At 64.5% G+C, this 16991-nt stretch carries 14 protein-coding genes; 8 read left to right on the top strand and 6 right to left on the bottom strand.

Features of this window, described 5'->3' with window-relative positions; all coding sequences use genetic code 11:
* Window positions 1–111 precede the first annotated feature (111 nt).
* The 3 genes from ACYPXD_RS17115 to ACYPXD_RS17105 form a co-directional block, all read right to left on the bottom strand.
* Window positions 112–1470 carry a class-II fumarase/aspartase family protein gene (locus ACYPXD_RS17115; RefSeq protein ID WP_459713612.1) on the bottom strand — a complete coding sequence of 453 codons (1359 nt, stop codon included), beginning with the start codon at window positions 1468–1470 and terminating at the stop codon, window positions 112–114.
* A gap of 112 nt (window positions 1471–1582) precedes the next feature.
* Entirely contained in the window at window positions 1583–2749 is a 1167-nt protein-coding gene (locus tag ACYPXD_RS17110) for an enolase C-terminal domain-like protein (RefSeq protein WP_459713610.1), read from the bottom strand.
* A 32-nt stretch (window positions 2750–2781) separates the two neighbouring features.
* Window positions 2782–4128, bottom strand: a complete 1347-nt coding sequence (locus ACYPXD_RS17105; protein WP_459713608.1) for a cation:dicarboxylate symporter family transporter — start codon at window positions 4126–4128, stop codon at window positions 2782–2784.
* Window positions 4129–4461: 333 nt separating this feature from the next.
* Here ACYPXD_RS17105 and ACYPXD_RS17100 point away from each other — a divergent pair, with 333 nt between their 5' ends.
* Entirely contained in the window at window positions 4462–5187 is a 726-nt protein-coding gene (locus ACYPXD_RS17100) for a GntR family transcriptional regulator (protein ID WP_459713605.1), read from the top strand.
* Between the two features lie 83 nt (window positions 5188–5270).
* Here the strand turns inward: ACYPXD_RS17100 and ACYPXD_RS17095 are convergent, their stop codons facing one another.
* Window positions 5271–5987, bottom strand: coding sequence for a FadR/GntR family transcriptional regulator (locus ACYPXD_RS17095; protein ID WP_459713603.1), 717 nt, complete (start codon window positions 5985–5987; stop codon window positions 5271–5273).
* Window positions 5988–6491: 504 nt separating this feature from the next.
* Between ACYPXD_RS17095 and ACYPXD_RS17090 the strand changes: the two genes are divergently transcribed.
* The 4 genes from ACYPXD_RS17090 to ACYPXD_RS17075 all read left to right on the top strand — a co-directional run bounded on the left by ACYPXD_RS17090 (window position 6492) and on the right by ACYPXD_RS17075 (window position 12809).
* The gene (locus tag ACYPXD_RS17090; RefSeq protein WP_459713601.1) at window positions 6492–8027 is read left to right on the top strand and encodes a UxaA family hydrolase; all 1536 of its coding nucleotides are present in this window, start codon (window positions 6492–6494) and stop codon (window positions 8025–8027) included.
* Between the two features lie 379 nt (window positions 8028–8406).
* Complete coding sequence (locus ACYPXD_RS17085) at window positions 8407–10164, top strand: phospholipase C (protein WP_459713598.1); 1758 nt, start codon at window positions 8407–8409, stop codon at window positions 10162–10164.
* A gap of 117 nt (window positions 10165–10281) precedes the next feature.
* The gene (locus tag ACYPXD_RS17080; protein WP_459713595.1) at window positions 10282–11904 is read left to right on the top strand and encodes a cytochrome-c peroxidase; all 1623 of its coding nucleotides are present in this window, start codon (window positions 10282–10284) and stop codon (window positions 11902–11904) included.
* Entirely contained in the window at window positions 11901–12809 is a 909-nt protein-coding gene (locus ACYPXD_RS17075; RefSeq protein ID WP_459713592.1) for a response regulator, read from the top strand. Before ACYPXD_RS17080 ends, ACYPXD_RS17075 begins: the two co-directional genes overlap by 4 nt.
* Here ACYPXD_RS17075 and ACYPXD_RS17070 read toward each other — a convergent pair.
* Window positions 12781–14349, bottom strand: a complete 1569-nt coding sequence (locus ACYPXD_RS17070; protein WP_459713589.1) for a diguanylate cyclase domain-containing protein — start codon at window positions 14347–14349, stop codon at window positions 12781–12783. The two genes, ACYPXD_RS17075 and ACYPXD_RS17070, sit on opposite strands and share 29 nt — an antisense overlap.
* A gap of 424 nt (window positions 14350–14773) precedes the next feature.
* Between ACYPXD_RS17070 and ACYPXD_RS17065 the strand changes: the two genes are divergently transcribed.
* A complete protein-coding gene (locus tag ACYPXD_RS17065) occupies window positions 14774–15010 on the top strand; it encodes a DUF2442 domain-containing protein (RefSeq protein WP_459713586.1) in 237 nt (78 codons plus the stop codon).
* A 20-nt stretch (window positions 15011–15030) separates the two neighbouring features.
* On the opposite strand, the gene ACYPXD_RS17060 is transcribed toward ACYPXD_RS17065, so the two are convergent.
* Entirely contained in the window at window positions 15031–15459 is a 429-nt protein-coding gene (locus tag ACYPXD_RS17060) for a response regulator (protein ID WP_459713583.1), read from the bottom strand.
* A gap of 218 nt (window positions 15460–15677) precedes the next feature.
* Between ACYPXD_RS17060 and ACYPXD_RS17055 the strand changes: the two genes are divergently transcribed.
* Complete coding sequence (locus tag ACYPXD_RS17055) at window positions 15678–15866, top strand: CsbD family protein (protein WP_459713581.1); 189 nt, start codon at window positions 15678–15680, stop codon at window positions 15864–15866.
* 248 nt (window positions 15867–16114) lie between these two features.
* Window positions 16115–16912: an alpha/beta fold hydrolase gene (locus tag ACYPXD_RS17050; protein WP_459713578.1), complete on the top strand. Its 798-nt coding sequence runs from the start codon at window positions 16115–16117 to the stop codon at window positions 16910–16912.
* Window positions 16913–16991 lie beyond the last annotated feature (79 nt).

Below are 16991 nucleotides of genomic sequence, written 5' to 3'. Positions count from 1 at the left end.
TGACTCCTTGCACGTTGAGTGCATGACTGAGAACCCGGTTCGCAGTGTAGGAGCCGATGTTTGACACAGGTGATACATCGCTCGCACATTCGTAACAGGAGGTTAGCGGGGCTAGCGCGTCTCCCTCGGTGCATGCGCGACGTAACGCGCCATCAACGATGCGGCGCCGAGATACGTCGACGGATCGGTCAATGCGCGCAGTTGCGCATCGTCGAAGCGTTCGCGAATCGACGCGTGCTTCGACAGCACGTCGTAGAGCGTGCGGCTCTCCTCGATCGCGACGCGGCATGCGTCGTACACCACATCGTGCGCATGCTGACGCCCGAGCGCGGGCGCAAGGCCCATCATCACCGCTTCGGCAACGATCAGGCCGCCCGTCAGATCGAGGTTCTTGCGCATCCTCGCCGGGTCCACGTGCAGGCCGCGCAGCATGAAGTTCGCCTGATGCAGCGCGCTCGCGACGAGCAGGAAGCTTTCCGGCACCGCGCTCCATTCGAGATGCCATGGCCCGGTCGCGCGCTCGAAGTCGTGCATCATGCCGTCGAGCATCAGCGCGGCGCGCTCGCGCAGCATCTTCGCCGCCGCGAACATCAGCTCGCTCGAAATCGGATTGCGCTTTTGCGGCATCGTCGAGCTTGCGCCGCGGCCCGGCACGAACGGCTCCGCGACTTCGCCGAATTCGGATGCCGCCATTATCATCACGTCGACGCCGATCTTGCCGAGCGAGCCGCCGATGCTCGCAAGCAGCGACACGAGTTCACAGAGACCGTCGCGCGCGACATGCCACGTGATCTCCGGGTTGCGCAGGCCGAGTTCCTGCGCGAAGAGCCGCCGCGTCTCGAGCGCGCGCACCGGGTCGCCGAGCGACGCGAGCGTGCCGGCCGCGCCGCCGAACTGCGCCATCAGCACGCGCGCCTTCGCCTGCTGCAAACGCTCCGCATGCCGATGCAACGACGACAGCCAGACGCCCGCGCGAAACCCGAACGTGACCGGCAGCGCATGCTGCAAGTGCGTGCGGCCGGCCGTCACGGTATCGGCGTATTGGTCCGCGAGACCGCGCAACGCATCGCGCACTTCGTCGAGCTGCCGCTCGACGATCGCGACGCCGCGCATGCATTGCAGCATCGTCGCGGTATCCATGATGTCCTGCGTCGTTGCGCCCCAGTGCACATAGCGGCCCGCTTCGCCGCACATGTCGCTCAACTGCTTGACGAGCGGCAGGATCGGATAGCCGACGATCTCCGTCTCGTGCCGCAACTGCTCGAGATCGAGTTTCGCGAAATCGGCGCGCCCGGTGATGTCGCGCGCGGCCTGCTCGGGAATCAGGCCGGCCTTCGCCTGCGCGCGCGCAAGCGCGGTCTCCGCATCGATGCAGCGCGCGAGATACGCGGTATCGGAAAACACGTCACGCATCTCGGGCGTGCCGAACATGTCGCGAAACAGCGCGGAGTCGAAAACAGTGGTTGCCATCGTCGTCAGGTTCCTTGGAGCTTCATTGCTTGATCGTTTGCGGCTGCGTCGGTCGCAGCCTTATCGGGCGGCTGCCAACGCTGCCGGGGCTGTCGAAGTCGCTGCGGTCGCATTACGCGGCGAGGCGCGCGAGCCACGGGCGCAGCCCGTCTTTTTCTTCGAGACCGAATCCCGCCGCGGCGGTCGGCCGCACCAGGCCGCCGCCGACGCCGCATCCGGCCGCATAGCCGCCGAATGGCTGAAACACGCCCGGATACGCCTCGCAACCGCCCAGTTCAAGACCGACCGCGATATGCAGGTTGATCAGATGGCCGCCATGCGGATAGGCCTGAGCGCGATCGAAGCCGTGGCTTTCGATCAGCTCGATCATTCGCGCGTATTCGGTGAGCCCGTAGGCAAGACCCGCGTCCATCTGGAACACATCGAGGCCCGCGCGCATGCCGCCGAAGCGCGTCAGGTTCTTCACATCGGCAAGCGAGAACAGGTTTTCGCCGGTCGCGATCCGGCCTGAGTAGACCTCGGCGACCTGGCGGTTCAGATCGAAGTCGAGCGGGTCGCCGATCTCTTCGTACCAGCGCAAGTCGTACGGCGCGATGGCGTTGGCGTACGCGAGCGCGGTGTCGGGATCGAAGCGGCCGTTCGCGTCGACGGCCAGCCGTTGACCTTCGCCCGCCACGCCAAGCGCTGCTTCGATGCGCGCGAGATCCTGCGCGAGGCTCGCGCCGCCGATCTTCATCTTGAATGCGTCGAAGCCCTGCGCGCGATACGCGTTGAATTCGTCGGCAAGGCGCTGCGTGCTGTCTTCCGCGTAGTAGTAACCGCCCGCCGCATACACGTCGACGCCTTCGGTCTTGCCGCGCCGGCCGTAACGGCGCGCGATCGTGACATGCGCGGGTTCGTCGCAGAGCTTCGCGTTGAGGTCCCACACGGCGAGCTCGAGCGCGCCGGCGGCCGCGGCGCGGTCGCCGTGACCGCCGGGTTTCTCGTTGCGCAAGATGGTGCCCAGCACCTTCTGCGGGTCGAAGCATTCGCCGCTCGCATCGAGCAGGCTGTCCGGCGGCGCGGCCAGCAAGCGCGGAATCATCCGGTCGCGCAGAATGCCGCCTTGCGCGAAGCGCCCGATCGAATCGAACGCATAGCCGATCACCGGCTTGCCGTTGCGGATCACGTCGGTATGCAGCGCGACGAGCGACACGTCGTGCTCCGCAAAACTGACGAGCGCATTCGCGACATTGCCTTCGAGCGGAACCGACATCTCCCTGACCGCAGTGATACGCATAACCCTTCCTTGAACGAAACAGAATCCGATGCTCAGATGACCTTGCCGGGCCGCGCGCCGAATACGCGCTGATACTCGTCGCGCGCCGCATCCGGATCGAATTCGCCCGACGACTTCGCGATGACGAGCGTCGCGACGCTATTGCCCATCGAGTTGCAGATCGCCACCGCCTGCGACGTGAAGCGGTTGATGCCGAACAGAATCGGCAGCGCTTCGATCGGCAACATGCCCGATGCGGTGACCGTCGCCGCGAACACGATGAACGTGCCGCCCGACACGGTTGCGGCGCCCTTCGACGTGACGAGCATCAGCAACAGCAGCCCGAGTTGCTGATGCAAGCTGAGCGGAATGCCGTACGCGTTCGCGACGAACATCACGCACAGCGACATATAGACGGCCGTGCCGTCGAGGTTGAACGCATAACCGGTCGGCAGCACGAGGCCCGTGGACTGCCGCGAGCAGCCGAGCCGCTCGAGCTTTTCGAAGAGACGCGGCAGCGCGCTTTCCGACGACGCGGTGGCGAACAGCAGAAAGATTTCGTCCTTGAAATAGCGCAGAAAGCGCAACACGTTGAAGCCGTAGAGCCGCAACACGACACCGAGCACCGCGACGACAAAGAACGCAAGCGACAGGTACATCACGATCAGCAGATAGCCGAGCGAGATCACCGCGTTCATGCCGCTGCTGCCGATCGCGAACGCGATCGAGCCGAACGCGCCGAGCGGCGCGAACTTCATGATCACGTCGACGAACTTGAAGAACACTTCGGACATGCGCGTCAAGGCGTGTTCGACGCTGCCGCGCGTGTCGCGCTTGAGCATCAGCAGCGCGGCGCCGAAGCCGATCGAAATCACGAGCACCTGCAACAGCGAACCGTTCGCGAATGCGCCGACGAAGTTGTCGGGAAAGAGCGTCAGCATGAAATGCTCGAGCGACACGGGCGCGGCCTTGCCGTACTGCGCGTGAGCGGCCGCGGCGTCGGCGGCGTTCTGCGTCAGATGCATGCCCGCGCCGACGTCGGACAGGTTCGCCACGACCATGCTGAACGCGAGCGCGACCGTCGAGACGATCTCGAAGTAGATCAGCGCGCGAAGGCCGATGCGGCCGACGTTCTTCAGGTCGCCGGCCGCGGCGATGCCGAGCACCACGTTCAGGAACACGAGCGGCGCGACGATCATCTTGATCAGGCGCAGAAAGATGTCGCCGAGAATCTTCATATCGACCGCGAGCTTCGGCGCAATAAAGCCGAGCGCAATGCCGGCCGCGATGCCCGCGACAATCTGCACGCCAAGCCGCGCATAGACCGGCGGCCTGCTGCGCGCCGCCGTGCGTTCCGCGTCGGGGCTGCGTGGGTTCGCCGTGTCGGTATGAAAAGCCATGCTCGTCTCCGTTTGCCGTGCCGTTCGTGGTGTTGCCCGCCGTGCCGCCTGCCTTGCTGCTCGCTTATTGCTGGCAACGCCACCCGCACGCGCTGGACTATGCGACTGATGGAACGATCCGGATCAAGTCGAAAATAAGTCCGGACATTTAGAATAAGTCCGGACTATATTGTCCCGATGTAACGCGGGTCAACCTCGGGTTTACCTGTATGCTCGCGGCCCATGTGCCGCCACGCCCGCCTGACTTGGCAGCGCGCCACGCGCGGGCTAGCATTAGCGCGCGCCGGGCGCAGGCGCCGCGAAACCCGCTTCAACCATAAAGGACCGTTGTCAATGAAACCCCGATACGCCGAACTGGCGGAGCAACTGATTGAGGCGATCGGCAATGGCACCTTCGAAGTCGGCGCGGCGCTGCCCAGCGAACTCGATCTTTCCGCGCAATTCGGCGTGAGCCGGGCCACCGTGCGCTCCGCGCTCGAAAGGGTCCAGGAGCTCGGGCTCATCTCGCGGCGCAAGCGCGCGGGCATTCGCGTCGAAGCGAGCAAGCCGCGGGTCGCGTACGAGCGGTCGTTATCGAGTGTCGAAGATCTGATCCAGTTTGCGGTGGTCACCGAGCGGCACGTGCAGGCCATCGGTGAAGTGTCGGCCAGTCCGACGCTGGCCGCTCAGCTCGGCGTCGAAACCGGGTCGCGCTGGCTGCGCGTCGAGCTGCTGCGCGTCGATGCCGCGAAACCGGACGAGCCGATCTGCTGGACCGACGTCTATCTCGAACCGACGATCGGCGCCGGCATCCGGCGCGACCTGCGCAAAAGCTCGGGGTTGATCTGCGGGATGGTTGAAGAACGCTTCGGGCGCAGCGTGCGCGAAGTGCGCCAGGAGATTCGCGCGATCGGCGTGCCCGCGCGGCTCGCGAAACCGCTGGCGGTCGAAGCGGACGGTCACGCGCTCGAAATCACGCGCCATTACGTCGATCAGCACGGGGCCGTATTCGAGGTCACGGTCAGCGTGTTTCCGGCGAACCGGTTTACGTACGCGCTGCAGTTGCGCCGACAAGGCTGAGCGGCCAACGCGAAGCGCTCATCGTGCGCTTTTATCCCGCGCTTTTATCCCGCGCTTTTATCCCGCGCTTCTATCCTGCGCACTTATCCCGCATTGAACTGCTCGCCGACAAACGCGAGATGCTGCGCCATCGCTTGCGCCGCGCCATCGGGCGCATGCTCGCAGATCGCCTGATAGATGCTTTCATGCTGCGCAAGCCGCGCCATCGAGCGCTCTTTCGCATGCGGCAGATCGAGCATCGCCGCGTACGTATTGCGCGTGATGTGATCGCGCAGCTGGTCGACCACCGTCGTATAGAAACGCGTAAGCATGAAGTTGTGCGCCATCGCCGCAAGCGTCAGATGAAAGTTCGCGTCGCCACGCGCTTCGGCTTCGACGTCACCGGCCGACACCGCGCGCGTCATGTCGTGCAGCACGTTGGCAAGGCGCAGACGTTCGTCGGCGCTCGCGCGCTCCGCGGCGAAGCGCGCGACACAGCATTCGAAAATCGCCCGGAATTCGAGCGTTTCGCGGCGCTGCGGTCCCCCTTCTCCGCTGCGCTGCAGCCATAGCGAATCAGGCATCGCCTGCGGTGCGGCGCTGACGAACACGCCGGCGCCGCGCCGGGTTTCGAGCGCGCCGCGAGCGACCAGCCGCGCAACGGCTTCACGGACGGTCGAGCGCGAGGTGCCGAACGATTCGGCCATGGCGCGCTCGGACGGCAGCCGCGCGCCCGGCCTCAGGTCCGGGTCGAGCAACTGGCTTTCGATCTGTCTGATGACATGACCCAGCGCGCTGTTTCGCTCGCTGTGCTGTCCCATCTGATGTCTCCTGGCGCGATGTGGTCCGACCAATTTGCGGCCGCCAGAGCGGCTTCGCATACTGCATGCACCCCACATGATGCACGACGCGGCGAACGCGTGCACGAATGCATCCATCGCCGCGCGGCTCCTGGTAAGCGCAAAGGCGCTAGCCTGGAGCACTGCGGCATGGGACCGGTGTAAGCGCTGAAGCGCCAACTCCGATCGACTCGCTGTCGGCTCCTGGTAAGCGCTGACGCGCTAACCAGGTTCAACGTCAGCATGGGATCGGAGTAAGCGCTAAAGCGCTAACTCCGGTCGACTCGCTGTCGGCTCCTGGTAGGCGCTGAAGCGCTTACCAGGTTCAACGTCAGCATGGGACCGGAGTAAGCGCTAAAGCGCTAACTCCGGTCGACTCGCTGTCGGCTCCTGGTAAGCGCTGAAGCGCTTACCAGGTTCAACGTCAGCATGGGATCGGAGTAAGCGCTAAAGCGCTAACTCCGATCGACACAAACGGAGATATCCATGACCAATGTCGTAGCCGCTTCCGCGGTCATCAAACTGCATGCCGACGACGATGTCGCGATCGCGCGGCAAGCCATCCCGAGCGGTACAACGCTCGACGAACTGGACGGGCTCACCGTGCTCGCCGACATCCCCGAAGCGCACAAGGTGGCGATCCGCGCGGTCGCGCAGGGCAGCCCCGTGCGCCGCTACGGCCAGATCATCGGCTTCGCGACGCAGCCGATCGCGCCCGGCGAACATGTGCACGTGCATAACGTGGCAATGGGCGATTTCGAACGCGACTACGCGTTCAGCAGCGAAGTGAAAGCCGTGCAGCGCCCGGCCGAACCGCTCACTTTCATGGGCATCAAGCGCGCCGACGGGCGCGTCGCGACGCGCAACTACATCGGCATCGTCAGCACGGTGAACTGTTCGGCGAGCGTGACAAAAATGGCCGCGCAGCATTTTTCGCGGCCCGGTGCGCTCGATGCGTACCCGAACGTCGACGGCATCGTGCCGCTGTCGCACAGCTTCGGCTGCTGTATCGATCACAACGGCGAAGGCATCCAGCAATTGCGCCGCACCATCGGCGGCTACGCGCGCCACGCGAATTTCGCGGGCATCGTCGTGGTCGGCCTCGGCTGCGAAGCGAACCAGATGGGCGCGCTATTCGTCGCCGAAGGCGTGGCGCCGGGGCCGATGGTCGTGCCGTTCGTCATGCAGGAACTGGGCGGCACGCAGAAAACCGTCGAAGCCGTGATCGCCGCGATCGACAAGATGCTGCCCGTGGCGAACGACGTGAAGCGCGAGCCCGCGCCGGTCTCGCACCTGTGCGTCGCGCTGCAATGCGGCGGCTCGGACGGCCACTCGGGCATCACCGCCAACCCGGCCCTCGGCGCGGCGGTCGACCTGCTCGTCAAGCACGGCGGCACCGCGATCCTGACTGAAACGCCCGAAATTTACGGTGCCGAACACCTGCTGACGCGCCGCGCGGTCTCGCGTGAAGTCGGCGAGAAAGTGGTCGAACGGATCCGCTGGTGGGAAGGCTACGCGGAGCGCGAAAAGGGCAGCATCGACAACAACCCGACGCCTGGCAACAAGGCGGGCGGCCTGACGACGATTCTCGAAAAGTCGCTCGGCGCGGTCGCGAAGAGCGGGTCGACGCCGCTCGTCGACGTCTACAAGTATGCGGAGCCCGTCGACAAGCACGGCCTCGTGTTTATGGATGCGCCGGGCTACGACCCGATGGGCGCGACCGGCCAGATCGCGAGCGGCGCGAACCTCGTGGTGTTCACGACGGGCCGCGGCTCGTGCTTCGGCGCGAAGCCCGCGCCGTCGATCAAGGTCGCGACCAACTCGAAGATGTACCACCGGATGCGCGACGACATGGACATCAACTGCGGGGAAATCATGGACGGCACCGCGACCGTCGAGCAGAAAGGCGAGGAGATCTTCCGCGCGATCGTCAGCGTCGCGTCGGGCGAGCAGTCGAAGAGCGAAGCGCTCGGCATCGGCAACGAAGAGTTCGTGCCGTGGATGATCGGCGCGCAGATGTGATCGCGCGCAACATGTAACTGGACGCTGCGTTCAATCGGACGCATCAGGTAAGCATGACGTAGCGTCCAGCCCATGCGGCGGCCTCAGGGCCGCCGTTTTTGTTTTTTGCCCGCCATTTTGCCGGATTGGACCGGCTCGACAAGCCCGTCATCAGCCTGTTTTCATCAATTTCTAAGGAATTTTTTAATCTTTTATTTTGTTTCCATCTCACTCCAATAACTGAATCCCTCCTTTTATATATTCGAAAGCCCAAAACGGATTTCAGAAAAAATAACTGTCATCCGTAAGGAATATCGGGCTGGCATTCTCGCCGCTTGCTCACCCCCAGTACTCCAGACTGCGTACCAGTTTGGTCTTCGAAATAAAAGGATCGGTTTAAATGATACGCAACGTGTTCGCCGGCGCGATCGTCGGCGCGACCCTGCTGCTGAGCGGCTGCGGCGGGTCGGACTCTTCCGGAAGCTCCTCGTCGGCGTCGGGAAGTACGCCTCCTCCGCCCGCCACGACCTCCACCACCAGCGTGCAGGACTCGATTGCCACGGCGACGCCGATCAAGCACATCGTGATTATTTATCAGGAAAACGTTTCCTTCGATCACTATTTCGGCACGTATCCGGTTGCGGGAAATCCGGGTAGTCCGGCCGAATTACCATTCATTGCCGCCAAGAATACGCCGACGGATATCAACAATCTGCTGGAAACGAGTTCGGGCTTCACCATCAAGACCAGCCCGTTATTGATCGACAATCCGAATTCGACCAATACGGCAAACAGCCCAGGCAATGTCAATCCTTTCCGTCTCGATCGCACGCAGGCGCTGACTGCCGATCAGAGCCACGGCTACAAGAACGAGCAGGAAGCATTCGATGCGCTCGCCAACCCGACCATACCCCTCATGGACCTGTTCCCCAAATTCACGGGCAAGGGCGTCACGCTGTCGACCGGCACCGGACCGTTCTTCACGAACGGCCTCGTGTTGGGCTACTTCGACGGCAACACGGTGACCGCGCTGTGGAACTACGCGCAAAGCTTCGCGATGAGCGACAACTTCTTCGGCACCACGTTCGGTTCGTCGACGCAAGGCGCGATCAATCTCGTGTCTGGGCAAACGAACGGGGTCGTCGCGACCGCCACCACCGGCGCCGCGATGGATGACGGCAGCGGCACCAATACGTTCACGCTGATGAGCGACATCTTCCCGACCGGCGACGTCTGCTCGCCGTCCGGCACGACGGGCTCGATGACGAGCAAAAACATCGGCGACCTGCTGAACACGGCCGGTGTCACGTGGGGCTGGTTCCAGGGCGGCTTCGATCTGACGCAGACGAACCCGAACGGCACGACCGGCTGTCTGCGCTCGAGCTTCTCGGAAGTCGTCGGCGGCTATATCCCCGACTACGACGCCGAACACGCGCCGTTCCAGTACTACGCGTCGACGCGCAATCCGCAGCACACGCGGCCGTCGTCGGTGATGGCGATCGGCACGAACAACGACGGCGGCGCCAATCACCAGTACGACACGGACGACTTTTTCGCGGCGGTGACGGCCGGCAACTTCCCGTCGGTCAGTTTCCTGAAGGCGCCGTCGTGGCAAAGCGGCCACTCGTCGACCTCCGATCCGCTCAGCGAGCAGACCTTCCTCGTCAATACCGTGAACTTCCTCGAGCAGCAGCCGGACTGGAAGAACACCGCGGTATTCATCACGTACGACGACTCGGACGGCTGGTACGACCACATGTCCCACGTGATCAATCCGTCGAGTTCGGGGTCCGATGCGCTGAGCGGCACGAATACCTGCCTCGTGACCGTCGCGGGCGGCGCAACCACGCCGCTGCCGGGCGTCAGCGGCCAGCCCGCAAACGGGCGCTGCGGCTACGGCCCGCGCCTGCCGCTGATCGCGATCTCGCCGTTCGCGAAGCAGAACTTCGTCGATCACACGCTGGCCGACCAGACCTCGCTGATTCACTTCATCGAAGACAACTGGCTCAGCGGGCAACGGATCGGCCAGGGCTCGTTCGACGCGCTGTCGGGTCCGCTCACGAACCTGTTCGACTTCACGTTGAATACGCCGACGCTGATTCTCGATCCGAACTCCGGCGCATTGCCGGGCGCGCAAGCCGCTCTCGAGGGCAAGTGAGGGCAGCGCCTCACTGTGGCCGCGCGCGGCGCCGGGCAAGCCGTAACGCTCGTGGCCGCGCGCTCGCTCGCTTCTCGTGCAACGAGCGCCACCGAAGCAACCCGTTTGGCAGAAGACATGAAAGCATTGAGTTCGCGGTCCGATTTCAGACTGTGCGTGACGATCGCGGTGATGACGGCTGCCGCGTTTGCCGGGCTCGCCTGGTTCAGTCATGACAGGCCGCACGTCGGCGCCTGGCGATGGTCAGGCGCTCACCTTTTGCACGACGATGCATGGACGCCCGGGCGGCATGGCCCCACTGATGGGCTCACCGGCTCACGCACGCCCGCTCCAGGCACCCACGGCTCGCGTGCCGCCACGCAACCCGCGTCACCGGCCTCGCCTCTCGCCGCCGCCGCGCGACCGCTGGCCGCCGTCGACCCCGCCGCGCGCCATCACCCGCCGCTCTCGGCAATGGCGCAGCTCGGCAGGGACATCTTCTTCGATCGAAGTCTGTCCGCTTCGGGGCGCCAGTCGTGCGCGTCGTGCCATAGCCCCGAGCATGCATACGGTCCGCCCGATGGTCACCCCGTGCAGTTCGGCGGCATCAATATGAACCTTGAAGGCGCGCGTGCGGTGCCGTCGCTGCGCTATCTCGATCACAACCCGACGTTTACGATCGGCGCGCCGAGCATCATGCCCGACACCGATGCGCCCGCCGTGCCGCCCGCCGCGGTCAGCGGCACCGTGGCGGCCACCGCGAAAAGCGGCGCGCAGCTGGCAGCGGCGCCGCCGCCCGTCCCTGTCCCGCAAGGCGGCTTCGACTGGGACGGCCGCGCGAACACGCTGCAGGAACAGGCGGTCGGCCCGCTCCTCGATGCACACGAAATGGCGAACCGCAATCTCGATGTCGTGACGGACAAACTGCGCCATGCACGCTACGCGAAGCGCTTCACCGACCTGTTCGGGCCCAATGTGCTGAACAACTCCGGACAGCTGATCGGCGAGGCGCTGTTCGCGCTCGGCCGCTATCAGGCCGAAGAGGTGTCGTTTCATCCGTACGACAGCAAATACGACTGGTATCTCGCCGGCAAGGCGCAGTTGAGCGCGCAGGAAATGCACGGCCTCAAGCTGTTCGAAGACCCGGCCAAAGGCAACTGCGCGGCCTGCCATATCGACAAGCCGTCGCGCGACGGCGTCTTTCCGGCCGCCTTCACCGACTACCAGTTCGAAGCGCTCGGTGTGCCGCGCAACCGGGCGCTTGCGCACAATCGCGATCCGCACCACTTCGATCTCGGGCTCTGCGGCCCGGCGCGCGCCGACTATCGGAACCAGAAGAACTACTGCGGCCTCTTCAAGACGCCGACACTGCGCAACGTCGCGACGCGCCAGGTGTTCTTTCACAATGGCGTTTTTCATACGCTCGACGACGTGCTGCACTGGTACGTCGAACGCGACACGAACCCGCGCAAGTGGTATCCGGCGGACCGTCGCGGCGTAGTGCAGAAGTACGACGATCTGCCGCCGCAATACCGCGCGAATATCGATGTCGTCGATGCGCCGCTCGATCGCAAACCGGGCCAGACGCCGGCGTTGAACGAGGCGGAAATCGCCGATGTGATCGCATTCCTGAACACCTTGACCGACGGTTACCGGCCGGCCGGATCGACAAGCACGTCACGAGGTGCGCAACCCGGCACACCGCCAGGCCAACACGCGGCCACCGCCTCGCCGACGGCACAGCCGGTCGCGGCGCAATGAACCCTCTGACGGCCCACAGCCGCGCATCGGGCGAAAGCGTGCGCCGCGTCGAAAAAGAAATTCTGATTGTCGACGCGGACCTGCGCGTCTGCGAAACGCTGTGGGCGCTGTTCCAGGGCGCGGGCTATCTACCGTGCGTCGCGCCCACTGCGCAGGACGCCGACGCGCTGATCGCAGCGCGCGCGCCGCTTGCGCTCGTCGTCGACTGGTCGTTGCCCGACCGTTCGGGGCTGTCGTTTCTGCTCGATTTGCGAGCGGACTCGCGCACCGAACGTCTGCCCGTCATCATGCTGAGCGCGCGCGACGATGCGGACGACTGCGTGCGCGCGCTCGACGCCGGCGCCGACGACTTCGTACGCAAGCCGTTCTCGCCGCGCGAACTGCTGGCGCGCCTGCGCGTGCTGCTGCGGCCGACGCCGCGCGCCCAGACCTCCATGCGGATTTCGGTGAAGGGCTTGACGCTCGATCTTGCCGCCATGCGCGTCGAGAGCGACGCGGACTGCGGCGAATCCGCCTTGCCGCTGGGCCCGTTCGAATGCCAGTTGCTGCACTTCTTTCTGACTCATGGCCACCGCGTGTACAGCCGCAGGGAAATCATCGGCGAACTGTACGGTCGCGAGGCCTGCCGCCTCGACGATCGCAGCGTCGATCATCACGTGTTCTATTTGAGGAAGGCGTTGCGCGCGCTCGGCCACGACAAGCTGATCGAAACCGTGCGCGGCCGCGGCTATCGATTGACGGACCGCATCGAGCCGCGCGGCGCGAACGCGAACGCAGATGTAGATGCAGATGCCGATGCGCCCCTTGGCGTCACCTCGGCGAGCCCGGTCACGACGGCTACAACGACGGCCCCAACGACCGCCGCCGCTGCCGCCGCTATGACGCCGGCCAGCGCGGCTCGCTGACCGCGCCGTCCTTGCGGCTGCCGTCCGGCACCGAGAAGCGGAAGGTCCCTTTGCCCGCTTCCTTCGCGTCGTACAGCGCGACGTCCGCGCGCTTCAACAGCTGTTCGATCGATTCGCCGTGCGTGGCGAATGCAATGCCGATACTCGTGCCGATACTGATCGCTTCGCCCGTCGACAGCATGTACGGCTTGGCGATCTCGCGGATGATGCGCGGCGCAAGCGCCTCGCTCGCCGCACACATACTGTTTTCGACGACGACCGCGAATTCGTCGCCGCCCAGACGCGCGACGAATTCGCCGGTCCACAGCAATTCCTTCAGGCGCCCGGCAACCGCCGTCAGCACTTCGTCGCCGGCATGGTGGCCGAGCCGGTCGTTGACCTGCTTGAAGCCGTCCAGATCGAGATACATGAGCGCGACTTCGGGTTCGCGGCTGCCCGTCGACCTCGCGAGAATCCGCTCGAGCCGCTCGTACAGATCGCGCCGGTTCGGCAAGCCGGTCAGCGGATCGTGCCGCGCGAGATGCAGGATTTTCGCTTCGGACTGACGGCGTTCGGTGACGTCTTCGATGATGATCACGGCGCTGCCGTCGGGCACGGGGTTGCGTGTCATTTCGAGCTGGCGCCCGTCGCCGAGTTCGAGATCGAGCGGCCGGCGCTCGTCCGAGAGCCATGCGGTGCAGCGCTCGACGAGTTGCTTGCGCAATGTCTCGCCGAACTTCGCCACGCCCACCTGCCCGATAAATTCGGGCAACGGCACGTTCAGACGCAGCATTTCGACGGTCGCACCGAACAACTCCGCCGCGCGCCGGTTCGCGACGATCACGCGGCCGCTGCCGTCGATCGTGCACAGGCCGTGCGGCATATGCGTCAGCGCCGCATCGAAGCGAGCCGCCAGTTCCGCATGGCGTTGCTCGGCGGTCATCAGCGCGACCAGGCCTTCGTAATGGCGCCGCACGACCGACACCATCGCGACGAGATAAGCGAAAAGCGGCGGCACGAGTATCCATGACGCGCTGCGCGGCGCGAGCAGCGCGCCGACGCCGATCGGAATCGTGCCGCAAAAAATCTGCATGATCGCGAGGCGCGGCAGCGCGGCGTTGCGCGACGCGATGCCGCCGAGTATGCCGGCCGTCACCATCAGCGCAAGCGAGGCCAGCTCCATGTCGCCGGAAATGATCGACGCCATCGTGCCGAGGCCGAAGGTCAGACACGCGAGCAGCGACACCGGCGCATAGCGCGAGGCCGACCGTTCCGGATGAACCGGGCGCGCGCGGTTACGCGCGACGTACCGGTGCGCGATGGTCATGCGCGCGCTGAGCAAGACGAGTTCGGCGACTAGCCACAACGGCGCCCACGCATGATGCACGCGAAAGCAGGCCACTACGGCGACAAAGGCACTCGAGAGCCCCGACATCAGCAGCGGGCGCGTGTTCTCGAATAGCGTGGACAGCAGCGACGCGCGTATCGACGCTGTTACCTGACCGTTGCCCGATGTCGGTGTATCGAGAAGAAAATTGAACATAGACGGCCTGGCTGGCATGAAGTCACCGCGCTGTCTCCGCATCGGCTGCCTGCGGTGGGTCGAACAGCCCGATCGATGCGGCTACTGCGCACGCTGATCCTTACGTTTACGGCTCGACGAACGACTGACTTGACAGCCTTGGACGGCACGGACGCGTCGAAGCGGCACACCCGCAATGCATGCGGGCGCTGGCGATTCGTCAGGGGATTGTATCGGGAACTGTCGGCATGCGGCCCGGAACAAGACAAACCCGGTGCAACGCGACGCGCGCGTGTTGCATGTACGCCGGGAAAACGATTGCGCAAACGGATACGCACGCGCATACGCCCACGCTTGCGCGCAGAACGTCGCGCGCCATGGCCGCGCGAAGCTCCCTTGAACGCGACTGCCGCGCCACCTATCGTGTAGAGGGCGTGTAGCGGTCTTCGTTCAGGAGTGAGCCATGTATGCCGATGCAGTCGATGTGAGCTTCGATAGCGCGCACCTGTTTTTGCGGCTATCCGACGGGCGGGATATCGAGTTTCCGCTGCGCTGGTTTCCGGTGCTGGAAGCGGCGACAACCGACGAACGCGAGCACTTCGCGATTTCGCTGGACCGTCAGCAGTTGTATTGGCCTGAGCTCGACGAAGATATGAGCGTGCCCGCTTTGCTGCTTTCCCTGCCGGAAGCGCGGCATTGATTCAACGCGCCTGAACCCCGTTAGCCCGGTTTCGGCTCGCCCTTCAGATGGCGCCGGGCGACTCTCCAGTTCGCCGGCGAATGGCGCGCGTCGCGTCGTGCGCGGGCGCGCTCGGCGCGATGCAGCACTTTCAGAAGCCTGGCATACCGTAATGGCTTGCGCAAAAAACTGAAGACGCGAATACGCGGCGGCAAGGCGCCGTTGAAAGCGAGGATGACCGGCACGGTAGCGAGTACAGGGTCTTTGCGCATTTCTCGCACGAGCGCGGGGCCGGAAAGGCCCGGCATGCGCGTGTCGGAAATCAGCACGTCGGGACGGCTCGCGCGCGCGAGATCGAGCGCGTCATTGCCGTTGGTGGCCGTGCGGACGACATAGCCCTCCGCGGCGATCAGCAGGCCGAGGGTACTCAGCACGCCTGCATCGGCATCGACAATAAGGATGTCTGCCATATTGCCCTCCGTACTATTTCGAATTTTAGCAAGTGCTATTCCAATCGCGACAGTTTTTATGCGTCCTTGCGTGGCATCGCGTATCGGCTCGCTATCGCGCCGTGTTCGCATCGCGTCTGCTGCTGTGCACAATGCGCGCTCGGTGCGCAACATCCTGTCAGGCTCGCTTCATGCTGCAGTGACGCTGGCGACGCCTTGTCGTCTTTAAGGAGGTCATCATGAATAAGGATCAGGTGAAGGGCACCGTCGAGAAGGTGAAGGGCAAGGCCAACGAAGCAGTGGGCCGCGCGACGAACAACCCGGCCCGCGAGCTGAAGGGCGATGTGCAACAGGAAGTCGGCCAGACCCGCAAGGACGTCGGCGACATGAAGGAAGCCGTCAAGGATTCCCAGAAGCACAAGCACTAAGGTCCGATGGGCCTGACTGGGCCTGATCGGGCCTTGACGGCCCGAAACACGGTCCCAACGGCAGCGAGGGCGCCTTTACACAGGCGCCCTCGCTTTTACCGGCCGCCTACCGGCTGCTTACCGGCCGCGCGAACAGCCTCGTCATTTTTTCGTAATGATCGGGTAACGGCCCCGTTTGTGGCGGCTCCCTAGACTGGCATCACGTTTCACCCCTTTCCGACAACGTGATCCGGTTCAAAGGAGCAGCCATGCGTATCCCCTCGTTCAGCTCATTCGTTCGCTCAGTTTCCCGTTCCGTCACGGTCGGCGCAGCCGCCGCTGTCTGCCTGTTCGGCGCGGCCGCCACGCCGGCCTTCGCCGCGCCCATCAAGAACATCGTGCTTGTGCACGGTGCGTTCGTCGGCGGCAGCGGGTGGCGCCCCGTCTACGATATCCTGACGAAGGACGGCTACAACGTGACGCTCGTGCAGGAACCGCTGACCTCGTTCCAGGAAGACGTCACCGCAACGAAGCGCGTGATCGACGGCATCGACGGTCCGGTCGTGCTGGTCGGACACAGCTACGGCGGCGCGATCATCACGGAAGCGGGCAACGACGAGCACGTGAAGTCGCTCGTCTATATTGCCGCGCACGCGCTCGACGTCGGCGAAACCGAGGCGAGCAACGGCAAGAAGTACCCGAACTCGACGAAGGCCGTCGTCAAGACGCCAGACGGTTTCCTGTATCTGAACCCGGCCGACTTTCCGTCGGACTTCGCTGCCGATCTGCCGCGCGCGCAAGCGGAATTCGAAGCGCACTCGCAGATGCCGACAGCGGCTGCCGTTTTCACCGCGGAGATTCCCGATCCGGCGTGGAAGAACAAGCCGGTGTGGTATATGGTCGCGAAGGCGGACAAGATCATCAATCCGGACCTCGAGCGGATGTACGCGGCCCGTGCGCATGCGCATACGGTTGAAATCGACGGCGCGAGCCATTCGGTGTATGAATCGCATCCGAAGGAAGTGGCCGCGCTGATCGAGCAGGCGGCGCAGCAGTCGGGGCAGTAATTGCCCGCGGCGCGCGTCGTAGCCGTCAGCCGGAAGCTACGACGCGCGCGCGGCACAAACACATGATTCAGGCGGAACA

Source organism: Paraburkholderia sp. 2C (genome assembly GCF_054589215.1).
Note: the sequence above shows the minus strand (reverse complement) of the source record. Positions and strands in the feature narration are given on the sequence as shown.

Excerpts from the sequence above, each read along its gene's own strand:
- ACYPXD_RS17115 (WP_459713612.1), bottom strand. The coding sequence starts at position 1,470 with ATGGCAACCACTGTTTTCGACTCCGCGCTGTTTCGCGACATGTTCGGC.
- ACYPXD_RS17110 (WP_459713610.1), bottom strand. The coding sequence starts at position 2,749 with ATGCGTATCACTGCGGTCAGGGAGATGTCGGTTCCGCTCGAAGGCAAT.
- ACYPXD_RS17105 (WP_459713608.1), bottom strand. The coding sequence starts at position 4,128 with ATGGCTTTTCATACCGACACGGCGAACCCACGCAGCCCCGACGCGGAA.
- ACYPXD_RS17100 (WP_459713605.1), top strand. The coding sequence starts at position 4,462 with ATGAAACCCCGATACGCCGAACTGGCGGAGCAACTGATTGAGGCGATC.
- ACYPXD_RS17095 (WP_459713603.1), bottom strand. The coding sequence starts at position 5,987 with ATGGGACAGCACAGCGAGCGAAACAGCGCGCTGGGTCATGTCATCAGA.
- ACYPXD_RS17090 (WP_459713601.1), top strand. The coding sequence starts at position 6,492 with ATGACCAATGTCGTAGCCGCTTCCGCGGTCATCAAACTGCATGCCGAC.
- ACYPXD_RS17085 (WP_459713598.1), top strand. The coding sequence starts at position 8,407 with ATGATACGCAACGTGTTCGCCGGCGCGATCGTCGGCGCGACCCTGCTG.
- ACYPXD_RS17080 (WP_459713595.1), top strand. The coding sequence starts at position 10,282 with ATGAAAGCATTGAGTTCGCGGTCCGATTTCAGACTGTGCGTGACGATC.
- ACYPXD_RS17075 (WP_459713592.1), top strand. The coding sequence starts at position 11,901 with ATGAACCCTCTGACGGCCCACAGCCGCGCATCGGGCGAAAGCGTGCGC.
- ACYPXD_RS17070 (WP_459713589.1), bottom strand. The coding sequence starts at position 14,349 with ATGCCAGCCAGGCCGTCTATGTTCAATTTTCTTCTCGATACACCGACA.
- ACYPXD_RS17065 (WP_459713586.1), top strand. The coding sequence starts at position 14,774 with ATGTATGCCGATGCAGTCGATGTGAGCTTCGATAGCGCGCACCTGTTT.
- ACYPXD_RS17060 (WP_459713583.1), bottom strand. The coding sequence starts at position 15,459 with ATGGCAGACATCCTTATTGTCGATGCCGATGCAGGCGTGCTGAGTACC.
- ACYPXD_RS17055 (WP_459713581.1), top strand. The coding sequence starts at position 15,678 with ATGAATAAGGATCAGGTGAAGGGCACCGTCGAGAAGGTGAAGGGCAAG.
- ACYPXD_RS17050 (WP_459713578.1), top strand. The coding sequence starts at position 16,115 with ATGCGTATCCCCTCGTTCAGCTCATTCGTTCGCTCAGTTTCCCGTTCC.